The 13,261-nt window shown below is 43.0% G+C and carries 14 protein-coding genes, 3 tRNA genes and 2 pseudogenes; 4 read left to right on the top strand and 15 right to left on the bottom strand.

Going from position 1 to position 13,261, the window contains the following annotated elements; genetic code table 11:
- The 11 genes and pseudogenes from C1I60_RS25080 to C1I60_RS01650 all read right to left on the bottom strand — a co-directional run.
- Nucleotides 1–228, bottom strand: a 228-nt coding sequence (locus tag C1I60_RS25080; RefSeq protein ID WP_252361510.1) for an MFS transporter, incomplete at its 3' end; no start/stop codon positions are given.
- Between the two features lie 158 nt (nt 229–386).
- A complete protein-coding gene (locus tag C1I60_RS01605) occupies nt 387–938 on the bottom strand; it encodes a TetR/AcrR family transcriptional regulator (protein ID WP_137060198.1) in 552 nt (183 codons plus the stop codon).
- Between the two features lie 460 nt (nt 939–1,398).
- Entirely contained in the window at nt 1,399–1,530 is a 132-nt protein-coding gene (locus tag C1I60_RS26095; RefSeq protein WP_289306497.1) for a hypothetical protein, read from the bottom strand.
- Between the two features lie 129 nt (nt 1,531–1,659).
- Entirely contained in the window at nt 1,660–1,893 is a 234-nt protein-coding gene (locus C1I60_RS25085) for a Rossmann-fold NAD(P)-binding domain-containing protein (protein ID WP_252361511.1), read from the bottom strand.
- A gap of 63 nt (nt 1,894–1,956) precedes the next feature.
- Nucleotides 1,957–3,198 carry a serine hydroxymethyltransferase gene (gene glyA / locus C1I60_RS01615; protein WP_137060199.1) on the bottom strand — a complete coding sequence of 414 codons (1,242 nt, stop codon included), beginning with the start codon at nt 3,196–3,198 and terminating at the stop codon, nt 1,957–1,959.
- Between the two features lie 33 nt (nt 3,199–3,231).
- The gene (locus C1I60_RS01620) at nt 3,232–3,585 is read right to left on the bottom strand and encodes a GNAT family N-acetyltransferase (protein ID WP_342415426.1); all 354 of its coding nucleotides are present in this window, start codon (nt 3,583–3,585) and stop codon (nt 3,232–3,234) included.
- 177 nt (nt 3,586–3,762) lie between these two features.
- Nucleotides 3,763–3,882: pseudogene (locus C1I60_RS01630) on the bottom strand (pyridoxal 5'-phosphate synthase glutaminase subunit PdxT); the annotation flags it as partial.
- A 17-nt stretch (nt 3,883–3,899) separates the two neighbouring features.
- Nucleotides 3,900–4,781 carry a pyridoxal 5'-phosphate synthase lyase subunit PdxS gene (gene pdxS / locus C1I60_RS01635; protein ID WP_137060203.1) on the bottom strand — a complete coding sequence of 294 codons (882 nt, stop codon included), beginning with the start codon at nt 4,779–4,781 and terminating at the stop codon, nt 3,900–3,902.
- 169 nt (nt 4,782–4,950) lie between these two features.
- Entirely contained in the window at nt 4,951–6,285 is a 1,335-nt protein-coding gene (hemL, locus tag C1I60_RS01640; RefSeq protein WP_137060204.1) for a glutamate-1-semialdehyde 2,1-aminomutase, read from the bottom strand.
- 190 nt (nt 6,286–6,475) lie between these two features.
- Nucleotides 6,476–6,730, bottom strand: a complete 255-nt coding sequence (locus C1I60_RS26255) for an aminotransferase class III-fold pyridoxal phosphate-dependent enzyme (RefSeq protein WP_170970718.1) — start codon at nt 6,728–6,730, stop codon at nt 6,476–6,478.
- A gap of 97 nt (nt 6,731–6,827) precedes the next feature.
- Nucleotides 6,828–7,571 carry a YggS family pyridoxal phosphate-dependent enzyme gene (locus tag C1I60_RS01650; RefSeq protein WP_137060205.1) on the bottom strand — a complete coding sequence of 248 codons (744 nt, stop codon included), beginning with the start codon at nt 7,569–7,571 and terminating at the stop codon, nt 6,828–6,830.
- A gap of 188 nt (nt 7,572–7,759) precedes the next feature.
- On the opposite strand from C1I60_RS01650, the gene pdxR (C1I60_RS01655) reads away from it, so the two are divergent.
- Nucleotides 7,760–9,184: a MocR-like pyridoxine biosynthesis transcription factor PdxR gene (pdxR, locus tag C1I60_RS01655; RefSeq protein WP_137060206.1), complete on the top strand. Its 1,425-nt coding sequence runs from the start codon at nt 7,760–7,762 to the stop codon at nt 9,182–9,184.
- Between the two features lie 116 nt (nt 9,185–9,300).
- Here the strand turns inward: pdxR (C1I60_RS01655) and C1I60_RS01660 are convergent, their stop codons facing one another.
- Nucleotides 9,301–10,032, bottom strand: a complete 732-nt coding sequence (locus C1I60_RS01660) for a glutamine amidotransferase-related protein (RefSeq protein ID WP_137060207.1) — start codon at nt 10,030–10,032, stop codon at nt 9,301–9,303.
- 255 nt (nt 10,033–10,287) lie between these two features.
- Between C1I60_RS01660 and pdxR (C1I60_RS01665) the strand changes: the two genes are divergently transcribed.
- From pdxR (C1I60_RS01665) to C1I60_RS01675, 3 genes and pseudogenes are all read left to right on the top strand, one after another.
- Nucleotides 10,288–11,718 carry a MocR-like pyridoxine biosynthesis transcription factor PdxR gene (pdxR, locus tag C1I60_RS01665; protein ID WP_137060208.1) on the top strand — a complete coding sequence of 477 codons (1,431 nt, stop codon included), beginning with the start codon at nt 10,288–10,290 and terminating at the stop codon, nt 11,716–11,718.
- 190 nt (nt 11,719–11,908) lie between these two features.
- Nucleotides 11,909–12,415: pseudogene (locus tag C1I60_RS01670) on the top strand (TetR/AcrR family transcriptional regulator); the annotation flags it as partial.
- Nucleotides 12,416–12,639: 224 nt separating this feature from the next.
- Nucleotides 12,640–12,921 carry a tyrosine-type recombinase/integrase gene (locus C1I60_RS01675; RefSeq protein ID WP_289306498.1) on the top strand — a complete coding sequence of 94 codons (282 nt, stop codon included), beginning with the start codon at nt 12,640–12,642 and terminating at the stop codon, nt 12,919–12,921.
- 35 nt (nt 12,922–12,956) lie between these two features.
- Here C1I60_RS01675 and C1I60_RS01680 read toward each other — a convergent pair.
- The 3 genes from C1I60_RS01680 to C1I60_RS01690 all read right to left on the bottom strand — a co-directional run bounded on the left by C1I60_RS01680 (nt 12,957) and on the right by C1I60_RS01690 (nt 13,205).
- A tRNA-Leu gene (locus C1I60_RS01680) sits at nt 12,957–13,035 on the bottom strand.
- Nucleotides 13,036–13,046: 11 nt separating this feature from the next.
- Nucleotides 13,047–13,121 (bottom strand) — tRNA-Cys (locus C1I60_RS01685).
- Between the two features lie 12 nt (nt 13,122–13,133).
- Nucleotides 13,134–13,205 (bottom strand) — tRNA-Gly (locus tag C1I60_RS01690).
- Nucleotides 13,206–13,261 lie beyond the last annotated feature (56 nt).

A 13,261-nucleotide genomic window follows, 5' to 3' on the forward strand; every position in this document is an offset into this window, starting at 1 on the left:
CATTTTTTTACGCCCATAACGATCAGACCACTTGCCCGCCAATGGTGATAATAAAAGTTGTGTCAGGGCAAAAGCCGCGACCATCAGTCCCATCGAGGAACCATTCATTCCCAGCTCGCTTATAAATTTAGGTAATACGGGAACAACCAATCCAATTCCCATGAATGCCAAAAAGATGTTAAGCATCAGTAACAGCATAGCTCCTCGATTTCGTGTCAGCATAGACATGTTTCAATCCTTCCTTTTCCTGTGTAGCTTTTTTTATTTATCATTTCTTAAATTTGCTTATCGTATCTTCGAAAATAATAAAACTTAAATTGTTTTATTAGTTTTCTTATAAAAAAAATGACCTCTTCAAATATGTAACATATTGTTGAGACCATTTTCTATTTTTCGACCAGTCCAAATAACAATATATCTACAATAGAATAAATAGCATCCTCTACCGTCACGCTGTTATCCAGAAAAAATCGCTGATCAAGCGTTAAATTTATAGAATCAATAATAAGTCTCATGATGAGAGCTTCGTTTTTATTTACAATAATCCCTTCCTGGATGCCCTGCTGGATTAATGTTCTGATCTGGTGCCAATCATTCAAATCGGTATGAACCCTTTTCCAATGCTCAGGATAATATTTTTTCATTTGATCCAGGATTCGTAAATCATAAAAATCATTAAATTGCGGTATGACCCTGATCGACTGCTTAATCTTCTCTAGCAAAGTTAATTGGTCGTTTCCGACAATTTGCTCGGTTTTTCGAATCATATCATTATTTGTACGTTCTATAAGCGTTTCTAAAATGAGTGTTTTGGATGAAAAATGCTCATATAAGGTACGCTTACTAATAGCGAGTCTTTTCGCAAGATCATCCATGGTAAATTTCAAACCACTATCATGTGCCTCCTCCACAAAAGCTTCTAAAATCCTTTCCTTCATACTTTATCCCTCATTTCTTTACACCAAATAAAACTATAAACGTTTTTTCAGTACCAATATCCTACTATATAGTTAGAGAACCCGTCAAATTACATTTCTCTAAAACATAAATATAATAACTCCCTAGAGATTCTGCAATTTCCTTATCTGTCTTGCATAAATTTCAGGTACTGTACTTTTTTTCGGATGGTTTCAATGTTAGCTTGAATCAATTTCATAAATGATAAGCCAACGAAATGTATAGTACATATAAACAAACTAAACCATTTTGATCTATATGTACTTTTGATTAAAGCTACTGAGGGTATTATGAAATGGATTCAGCTTCTAAGAGAATTCTCTATCGGTAATGTGTTATATGTAGGGAAGTTATGTTGAGTGTTGAGGCTCGCCTCAGAAATTTTGAACCCTGAATTAGGCAGGCTCTAAAAATCGGAGAGAAGAAATTCGTAAAATCATCTTAGGTTAGCTGTGGGTATATCGCGGCAACACCGCCGGCAATAATTTCAAAACTATCGGACTCTAAACCATCGATGGCCAATTTTGCAATATTCGCAGGATTGGATTTGGGAGCTTCAATGCCTGCCGTCATGTCTGTGTCTATAAATCCCACATGCAAGCTAGCTACCCTCACTTTTTGAGGATACAGATTAAGCGCAGTGCGTTTGTCATTCCCCACTCTGCCGCCTTTGCAGCCGTATACGCGCCTCCACTTCCCATACTAATCCAAGATAATACGGAAAGAATATTCAGAATTTAACCCCCGCCATTTTTTTGCAATAATAGGTGCAAAAGCACGAACCATGGATAATGTACCAAAGACGTGTGTATTAAACTCCAAGTGTATTTTATCGATATTTCCATCAAGCAAAGAAATGCCTGTAGACGTGCCTGCATTATTGATAAGAAGCGTAATATCCTTAGCTGACAGAATAGCTGCGTCAAGCGCATCCATGCTTATAATGAAAAGAACTGTCGATACAAATTCGACAGTTCTTCTCCTCAAATCCTCAGCCCTCTAAAGTCCATCGTATAAAGGAAATTGAGAAGTGATCTCTCGTATTGTTCCTAAAATCTGTTTTTTAATCGTCGAGTTCTTGGGATTTTTTAAGGCGAGTCCAATAAGCCGGGCAATTTCTTTCATTTCCATACAGCCTAATCCCCTAGATGTCATGGCAGGAGTGCCGAAACGGATGCCACTCGTTACTAGCGGACTAGCAGTATCGTAAGGAATAGCATTTTTGTTAGCGGTGATTCCCAGTTCGTCAAGTATTGTTTGAGCCTCTTGGCCTGTCATTCCAATTGTACGCAAATCAACCAGTACAATATGATTATCCGTTCCTCCTGTAACAACAGATAACCCTTCATTTATTAATGATTCCGCCAACACATTGGCGTTTTTAAGAACTTTTTTTATATAGGTTACAAAATCCGGTTGCATTGCCTCCCCTAGCGCAACTGCCTTTGCTGCAATGACATGCATAAACGGACCGCCTTGTGTTCCAGGGAACACGGCTTTATCAACCGCTTGCGCCCAAGATTCTCGGCACATAATCAGTCCCCCTCTTGGTCCTCTCAATGTTTTATGCGTTGTTGTTGTAACAAAGTGGGCATAGGGTATCGGGTTAGGATGTAAGCCTGCCGCAACAATTCCAGCAATATGTGCCATATCTACAAAAACAAGTGCTCCAACTTCATCAGCAATTTGGGCGAACAACTCAAATTCAATCATTCTTGGATAGGCACTTGCTCCTACTACAATCATGCGTGGAAGATGCTTGTGAGCGAGTTTTCGCACTTGATCAAAATCAATCCGCCCCGTTTGTTGATCGACACCATAAGAAACAAAGTTATACATTTCTCCAGAAAAATTCACTGGACTTCCATGCGTAAGATGTCCACCATGAGATAGATTCATGCCTAGAATGGTGTCGCCAGGCTTAATTGAAGCAAAATAAACAGCCATATTTGCCTGCGCGCCAGAATGAGGCTGTACGTTGACATGATCGGCACCAAAAAGCTCCTTGGCACGATGAATAGCAAGTTCCTCCACCAAATCAACGTATTCACACCCACCATAATATCTTTTCGCTGGATATCCTTCGGCGTACTTATTGGCCAATACTGTACCTGTCGCCTCCATGACGGCTTGGCTAACAAAATTTTCAGATGCAATCAACTCTATTTTATTCTGTTGCCTTGCAAGCTCTTGTCGGACAGCATCAGCTATTAATTTGTCTTGGTGAACCAAATTTTTCATGAGCCTCTTCCCTTCACTTCAAAAAATCATATATTATTTCTTGCCTTTGATCATAAATCCGTTATTGATCTTGTCAAAGCCCACTTTAGGATAGTACGTCATTGCACTTGGTGCGGCTAATAAAATTAAAGTAACCTCTTTCCCGATTTCTTCCTGTACCTTGGAGATAAGCTTCCGTCCCACTCCGCATTTTTGATAATCTTGATCAATAGCCAAATCTGATAAATAGCAGCAGAAACTCCAATCTGTCAGCGCACGAGCTACGCCAATCATCTTATCTCCACACCATGCTGACAGGAGTACATCCGCATGATTGATCATCAATTCGATTCTTTCAGGTTGATCAATTGGACGAACAATCCCACTTGTTCTAAATACCCGGATCACATCCTCAACGCTTACACCTTTATGATTCTTATAAGTGATTTCCAGCCTACTTCTCTCCTTTAGGTTTCAAAAAGAGTTATTTTTAGTTGTACCATCTCAATAAAATACGAGTGTAGAGATTTATCGCTAGTTAATTCTGGTTGAAATGAAGTAACCAATAGATTATCCTGTTGAGCTGCCATCCAGTTCTTCCAACTGATCAACCTGTTTGACTAAAACCCCTTCCCGACCCGCTTGCTCAAGACTACGTATATGCTCGATAACTGCACCTTGAAGTGCCAACACTCCAATCTTCATCTATGTGTTCTCTTATCTTACCATCCGCGATCCTGCATTCGGTCTTGCGGAGACAGCCTGGAAATCTCTATTCCCTTCATCGGTTTACCCAAATTTTTGGAGGCCTCGGCAATGAGATTGTAGTTTGTGTACTGCGTGGTCGCTTCCACAATGGCACGTGCAAATTTCTCTGGACTTTCGGATTTGAAAATACCAGAGCCCACAAATACACCGTCAGCACCCAAGTGCATCATTAGAGCCGCATCAGACGGAGTCGCTACGCCCCCGGCCGCGAAGTTAACTACAGGCAGCTTACCATTCTCATGCACCTCAACTAAAAGTTCATAAGGAACGCCCAAGTTTTTGGCTTCGGCATACAACTCGTCCTTCGACATATTTTGAATTTTTCGAATCTGACTATTAATCAATCTCATATGACGAACAGCTTCCACAATATTACCAGTACCCGGTTCACCTTTTGTACGAATCATTGATGCGCCTTCGCCAATTCGACGCAACGCTTCACCCAAGTCTTTGGCTCCACACACGAATGGGACCGTGAAGTCTCTTTTGTTAATATGAAATACCTCATCGGCAGGCGTAAGCACTTCACTTTCATCCAGATAGTCCACACCCAGAGATTCCAGCACTTTCGCTTCAACATAATGCCCGATTCGAGCTTTGGCCATAACAGGAATGGTGACAACCTTCATAACCTCTTCTACAATTGAAGGATCAGCCATACGAGCTACCCCTCCAGCTGCACGAATGTCAGACGGGACACGCTCTAAAGCCATTACTGCCGTAGCACCTGCAGCCTCGGCGATTTTTGCTTGCTCGGCATTCATAACATCCATAATAACGCCACCCTTTTGCATTTCCGCCATACCTCTTTTTACACGCTCAGTACCTGTGCTCATTTTTCATGCCTCCTGCTTATCTGTATGCAATTTGCTATAATCAGTTCAATTCATCAACGGATCAAAAGTTCTACATAAGCATACTAACAATTGGATTGTTTATAAACATCCATAACTGTCATACTCAAACCATCCAAAAGTTTTTACAAAATGACTATTTTAAACAGCTCTACGTATATAACCATTTATCACTAATATCACAAATTTGTTTCAACGCTTCATAGTGACCGTTGATTGTATTTTCAATATCCCTATCAGAATGTGCAGCAGATACAAAAAGAGCCTCATATGGACTGGGAGCTGCCAAAATGCCCTGATTTAGTAAAGCTGCATAATAAGATTTAAATAATTGCAGATTAGATGAATTAACGGTTTCAAAATCGACGACTTCGCCATCGGAAAAGTATGAACAAAGCATAGATCCTACTCGGTTAACCTTCAATGAAATCCCTATTTTCTCAGCGTTTTTCAAAAAACCTTCCTCCAGCAAAGATGCTTTTCTTTCCAGTTCATCATACACACCAGGCTGTGATAAAAGTTTCAACGTGGTGTAACCTGCAGCCATAGCAATAGAATTGCCGGAAAGTGTCCCTGCTTGATATACAGGACCGACAGGGGCAACATATTCCATGATTTCACGTCTCCCTCCATAAGCGCCGACCGGAAGTCCGCCGCCAATCACTTTGCCAAGGCACGTAATATCCGGTGTAATGCCATACAAGCCCTGAGCTCCTTGCAGCCCGACTCGGAAGCCTGTCATTATCTCATCAAAAATAAGCAAGCTTCCAAATTGCTGCGTCACCTCGCGCAGTCCTTTTAAAAATCCGGGCTTTGGAGGAACGACACCCATGTTTCCTGCTATAGGCTCGACAATAATGGCCGCAATGTCTTTACCATATTTCTCAAATGTGCGAAATACATAATCCAAGTCATTATAAGGGAGAGAAAGTGTATTCCTTTCCACATGGTGAGGATCTCTTGAAGTACGACCCTGTATCCCTAATGTGAGTATCCCTGAACCGGAATCAGCCAGTAATTCATCTGCATGTCCGTGATACCCCCCGCTAAATTTTACAATTAAATTTCTTTTGGTAACCCCCTTGGCTAGTCGTAAAGCGCTCATCGTTGCTTCTGTACCGGAATTGACCATCCGAACCATTTCAACAGACGGAATACTCTCGCATATGATTTTGGCCATCTTGATTTCGATCTCCGTTGTTAAACCCAGACTGGTTCCTTTCAGTGCTGTGCTCTGTATCGCTTCTACTACACTTGCGTGAGCATGGCCCAAAATCAATGGTCCCCATGATCCAATATAATCAATGAATTCGTTCCCATCGATATCTGTTACATGGGAGCCATATCCTTTTTTCAATACTACCGGTGTTAATCCAACAGATGAGAATGCTCGTACAGGGCTATTTACACCACCTGGAATAAAGGATAGTGCCTCTTCATAGGTCTGTCTTGACTTCTGATCCTTCCTGCCTTTCATCGGTATCATGCTTATTCAACCTCTTCTCCTGTAAATTAAAAAACTGAACCTACCGAATGACAAGTCTCTGTTCTTTCTTTCTTTCAAAAAATAGCTTTGACTTCAGCCACAACCTTGAGATAAGCAAGAGATAAATCCCCCGGCCCTTTAACAGGCAAGCCTGCTTCCAAATGGTCTAATATAAACTGGTCCGTTAAATTCAATACCAATTAACAATCCCATACCACGTATAGCCTATACTCCAACATCGTTTTTTTAACAAGGCGGACAGCTTTGCCACAATGGATTGGCCCATCTGTTCAGCGTACTTAAAAAGTCTTTCCTCGGGCAACACTTCCAATGTAGCTATGCCAGCTGAAGTGGCTAATGGTGAGCCGCCAAATGTCGAAGCATGACTTCCAACTGAGAAAGCATTAATGGGCTTTTGTCTGGAAGCAGCACTATCCAAATACACGAGGGAATGCCCATTTATCTGTAGATTAAGGATTGGAAATTTAAGGTCAGGATTGGATTTTCATCCCGATGCGGTTATAGGCTCTTACACAAAGTCTCTAGTCATCATGCTTTACGTTCTCATTCCAATAATATTCGTCTGGCAAATACCGTTGGCCGAATACACTTGTCCCTACACGAATGATCGTGGCCCCTTCTTCAATGGCTACCTTGAAATCTCCAGACATGCCCATTGAAAGGACGTCCATTTCTACCCGCGGGATATCTTTCTCTTTCACTTGTGCTTGAATAGACTTTAATAGCTGGAAGCAGTGGCGAGTCTCGTCGTTTGTAGCCCCCAGCTTCCCAATTGTCATCAAGCCTTTTATGTTTAACGTTACGTACCGGGACAACTGCTCCACCAACTCTATGGCGGATTCAGGTGAAGCGCCAAATTTGCTTGTTTCATAGGAAGTATTGATTTGCACCAATATATCCATCGTTTTATTCTCTTTGAGAAGCTGGTTATGCAACGCCTGTCCCAGCTTCAGACGGTCTACAGAATGAATGAGCGTGACATATTTAACAACATCCTTTACTTTGTTTGTTTGCAAATGTCCAATGAAATGCCATTCCACCTGTTCGTATTGCTGCATGAGCGGGAACTTGCCCCGCAGTTCTTGTGCTTTATTCTCACCGAATAATGTTTCGCCAGCTTGCATAGCCATTTCCAATTTTTCAATGGGAACGGTTTTGGTCGCCAATAACAATTTCACATCTTCGATTTGACGACCTGAGACTTGACAAGCTAATTTCATTTGTTCCCTTACGGTTTGAAGGTTCTCTTGGACTAAAGAACTCATGGTCTCCCCCTCTTCCTGTTCGTTTTCTCCACTGTAATGGACACGTTCGTATTCTATTGTGGAATCAAAGAACTTTATGTTAGTATATCAGCAGATGGATTGGTTATATCTATCCAAAACACATGCATTTCAGCAGTCCAAAATGATGATATATTCCTATTTATTCCAGAAAGGCAGGATACGCATTTATGAAAATAGACCGCACCAGCACAAGGCCCATATGGCAGCAATTGCTTGACCAGGCTATAGATCAGATTACAAATGGCGTGTGGAAGCCTGATGAAGTCCTGCCTCCTTCTCGTGAACTTGCTAAACAGCTAAACGTTTCTCGATCAACGATACAAATTGTATATGAAGAACTGCTTACTCGCGGATATACAGTGACCTCGCGTCGCGGGGGGACACGCGTGAATGACTGGCGTCACATGGCGGGCAAACCAACAGAAGAATCTGCTTCTCGTATTCCCCCACAACTCCCTGCAATGCCCCATCTCATCGGTCAATCACAGAAATGGTTCAGAAGCAAGGATCATCCGAATTCAGTCATTGACTTTAGTCCCTATCAGCCTTATCTGGATTCACACTTTCATAATGCATGGCGCAAATCCTATCTGAACGCCTCTATCGAATTAAGCACATCCACATGGTCTTATGGGGATGCCTTTGGATTTGAGCCTCTGCGCAAACAAATCCAGCGTTATTTATCCCTTGAACGCGGCATTCACGTTCAAACCAACCAGATTTTGTTGACATCCGGAGCGCAGCAAAGTATTGACCTCATCGCTCAAGCCCTTTTAACCCGAGGTGACACGGTTACGGTCGAAGATCCCGGCTACCCTGTGGCGTGGATGACGATGAAATACAGGCACATGAAGGTTGCTCCGGTTCCTGTTGATGAATATGGCCTGGTCGTGGAGAAAGTACCGTCTGAAGCCAGGCTTATTTTCGTTACCCCTGCTCATCAATGCGCCGTTGGTGTCATGTTATCGGCGTCACGCAGGCAGCAGCTTTTGCATACAGCTGCACAACAACGGGCATGGATTGTTGAAGATGATTATGACAGTGAGTTCCGATACCGCGGTGAGCCAGTGCCGTCCTTGTATAGCCAGCTTCCACAAAATTGTCTGTACTTAATGAGCTTCTCAAAATTGACTGCACCGGGCATTCGAATATCCGCAGTGATCGGGCCTACGGAGGCAATTGCGCAACTTGCTTGCATTCAAGCGTTTACCTATCGCCATCTTCCTGTCATGGAACAAGTAACGCTGACACACTTCATAGAGCACGGCTATTTCATGCGCCATATGCGACGAGTTCGAAATATTTATCGCCGCCGGCACGAAATCATGCAAAAGTCCATTGCTGCAAGCGGTCTTGGCGACAAATTCACTTTAAGAGGGATTGAAACAGGTCTCCATGTCTTACTGGAGGCTGATGGATGTTTTGATGAGGATACAATGACCCTTCGTGCGCTTCAGAGGGGGGTTAAGGTGCATCAACTCCATTCCTACTGCCTGGAGAGCAAACGTAAAGGATGGGTGCTGGGCTTTGCCAAGGTAGACGAGGAACTCATTGAGGAAGGAATACATCGACTGGCAGACACGGTCTTATAAACATAGATGGACAGCATTCATCATGGTCAAAGACAATAAAAGAACCATTGTCTCTGCTAACAAGAGTCGTGGTTCTTGATTGTCGTTTGACCTGAAGTCTTTGACATGGTGTCGATCTATTTCCAGTGCGATTTCTCCACATATGCAGCCATGAATGTATCCAAAAATACAAATAGCTGATGATTCATGCTGGTATAATCATTTTTCCTTAAATTCTCCGGTTGCTGAACATAACGTCTGTATTTGTTGTCGGCCAATTCTTCTTCTGAATGCGCAATCAAAAGCTCAATCAATTCAGGGTTGAACTCCATGTGGCATTGAAATCCGTATACAAATTCTTCGTATTTTACAATTTGTCTCGGGCAGCCTTCGCTATATGCTACTATTTGACTTCCTTCTGTTAATCCGGGCATGTCACTATGCCAATGGCCTACAACACTAGTATTACCGAAATGAGAAAAGAGATCTATGCATTTCCCTTCATCCGTAAAAGTTATAGGAAAGCAGCCAATTTCTTTTTCAGGACTATGCTCATGTCTCGCACCAAGGGCCTCCCCAATGAGTTGGGCCCCCAAGCACACGCCTAATACCGCTTTGTTGGACTCTACGCATTGCTTAATCAGGGCCATTTCCGAAGCCGCATCAAAATGCGGACACATTTCAAGCGTTGTTCTTGGCGATTGCGGTCCACCCATTACGATTAATAAATCAATTTCCTCGACCGAATGAGGAAGCTGCTCACCAATATAAACCCTCGAATAGCCAACACTATATCCTTTTACTTCGGCCCATGCGAGAAAAGCGCCTGGTCCTTCAAAAACTTCATGAATGAGAAAATGGATGTGCACATGAAAAACTCCTTTTCATTTGGTATGTTCATTCATCAAACATCAATACTCTTTAAGTGTAGCAATGATATAGCGGCAAGAAACGGTCCAAAATGAGTACTCTGAACAATCCATTTCATCCGCTGTCGTTGCAACAGTTTGCCAAAGCAACTTTGATCATGTTAGTATATGGACTAATGGATTGTTAATCATATTAAAAAACATATGTTTTAGGCAATCCATACTTCATGATTGGAAGTATTCGAGGTGAAACCGATGTTGACCGTAAACCGAGATGATAAACAGCCAATTTGGCAGCAATTACTTGACCAAATGATTCATAACATTACAACCGGGAAATGGCCCCCTGGGGAATTATTGCTTCCTTCCCGTGAACTTGCGCAATTAGTGGGAGTCTCGCGTTCAACAATTCAGATGGTCTATGAGGAGCTATTCAGCCGAGGGTACACCGTAACATCTCGTCGAAGCGGTACAAGAGTTAGTGATTGGGCGTATGCGCCTCATTCCTCAGAAGAAGCCTCCTCCCATCAACCTGGAACTCCTGAACTACCAAAAATAAATATGGATGTAAGCCATTTATACAACTGGATCAGAGGCAACGAGGAACAAGTCGCAGAGATTGATTTTAGTCCTCATGAGCCGTATTTGGATGATCAATTTAAAAAGTATTGGCGCAAATCTTTTATACAGGCGTCCTCCGAAGCAGACCTGGACCATTGGGCATACGGTGACACCTATGGACTAGTGTCCTTACGCGAGCAGATTCAACGTTACTTATCATTGGAGCGAGGCATCCACGTGGATCTCGACCAAATCCTGTTAACCTCAGGTGCACGGCATACTCTCGATTTGATCGCCCAGGGCCTTTTACAAGAAGGAGACATCGTATCGATAGAAGATCCCGGCTTTCCTGTGTCCTGGTTGACAATGAACTATCGGCGTATGAATACTGTTCCTGTTCCAGTGGATGCTTATGGGCTGCAAGTGAATTGTGTTGACCCTCAATCCAGACTTGTTTTTGTTACGCCTGGTCACCAATGTGCAGTAGGAGTCATCCTGTCTGAACCGCGCAGGCAGCAATTGTTACAGATGGCCGCGCAACATTCATTCTGGATTGTTGAGGATGATTATGACAGCGAATTTCGCTATCGGGGCGACCCTCTTCCAACGTTATATAACCAGCAACCGCAAAACATATTGTATATGATGAGCTTTTCCAAAATGATTGCCCCCGGTATTCGTATATCAGCACTTGTTGGCCCTAAAGAAGCCATCCGCCAGCTTTCCCGCATTCATGAATTAACCTATCGCCATCTGCCCATTATGGAACAATTAACGCTTGCTCATTTTATTGAGCATGGCCATTTCTTGCGACATATGAGAAGGGTGCGCAATATATATCGGCGTAGACACGAGGCCATGACAAAAGCGATCCTTACGACAGGTCTGGATAAACGCTTCAAATTAAGCGGTGTAGATACAGGCCTGCATATACTTCTTGAAGCTGAAGCCTCATTTGATGAAGAAACGGTAACCCGGCAAGCCCTTGAAAAAGGGGTCCGCATGTACCCTCTTAGCACATACTGCTTTGAAAGTAATCGGAAAGGATGGGTGCTGGGCTTTGCCAAGGTGAATGAAGCGACCATTGAAGAAGGGGTTCGTCGGCTAGCAAAAATACTGACATAATGACTACACTTAGTTGGTCCATGAAAATGAGGGCTTGTAGAATGAGCATATCTTCCTAAAGTAGTCAGGTACAATCGACTGTAGCTTCAAGAAAGGAGAAGACAATGTGAAGAAAAGCGGGAGACCTCGCGAATTCAACAGACCTGAAGAATTAGAAGCCGCAATGGATGCTTTTTGACAAAAAGGATATGAAGCCTGCTCAACTGAGGACTTATGCAGTAGAACAGGACTTGGCAGAGGCAGCTTGTATAATGCGTTTGGCAGTAAGCATGAACTGTATGAGCAGGCACTCCAACGATATCATGAGCAAGGAATTCAGAAACAAACCGCTATTTTAGAAGGTTCTATACCTGCGAAAGAAAGGCTGCGTGCGCTGCTGGAATGGGCTGTGGAGCAGGATTTCGAGGATTCGGACAACAAAAAGCTGCATGATGATAAATGCTACCTTGAGCGTGCGCGAACGGGTTCCATGGTCGAAAGAATGCCCGGTCGTCATGTCATGCTTTTAGAAAAGCTTCTCTGCCACGTCATAGAGCAGGGAATCGAGTCTGGAGATATTGCTTCCGAGAGACCCGCTTTGGAACTGGCAAAAACGTTTCTAAGCAGCTACTATGGTCTTCGCATTCTCAATGCCTCTACGCGGAACCGCGACATGGCACACAACATTGTCGAGCGCATATTGGCCTCCATTTTTTAGCTGGTAGAACCGGCTATTTTTTCAGTCTAATTTGTACTGAATAATCAAATATATATAAAATCAAGGAACTCCTATTAACACCAACGAAAAGGAGATTTTTCAAATCCCATTTGTTATTTACGTGTTTAGTCTGACTATTTTTTGCATGAGACCTCCGAATTCATGGTCGCGGGTATGATGAAAGCAAGTCAAGCTACTGCACGGAATAGCAAGAGTATATTTATCTGGACAAGTTGGGAAAACAGATTAAGCCTGGTTCTGTCACTCAACGTTTCTCTGCGGAGCTTAAGCTGAATAACCTAAGGCGTATGCGATATCATGACCTTCGCCATAGTTGTGCTAGCCTTTTGTTGGCAAATAGTATCCGCATGAAGGAGATTCAGGAGTGGTTGGATCATAGCGACTTTTCCACTACATCCAACATATACGTGCACTTGGACTATAGCGCAAAAATATCTTCAGCCAAAGCTATGACAAACTGCTTAAAATATAAAAAAGACTTGTAAAATTGCCGAAGCAATCCTACAAGTCAATTTAAGTATACCGGCGAGAGGACTCGAACCTCCACGGTTTCCCACTCGATTTTGAGTCGAGCGCGTCTGCCATTCCGCCACGCCGGCATATTCAATTATGGAGGCGCCACCCAGATTTGAACTGGGGAATAAAGCTTTTGCAGAGCTTTGCCTTACCACTTGGCTATGGCGCCAGAATATTACAAAGCGGACGACGGGAATCGAACCCGCGACCCTCGCCTTGGCAAGGCGATGCTCTACCGCTGAGCCACGTCCGCATTAAGATGGCTGGGGATATAGGATTTGAACCTATGCATGACGGAGTCAAAGTCCG

It is taken from the genome of Paenibacillus terrae (genome assembly GCF_005217525.1).
GTDB lineage: Bacteria > Bacillota > Bacilli > Paenibacillales > Paenibacillaceae > Paenibacillus > Paenibacillus terrae_C.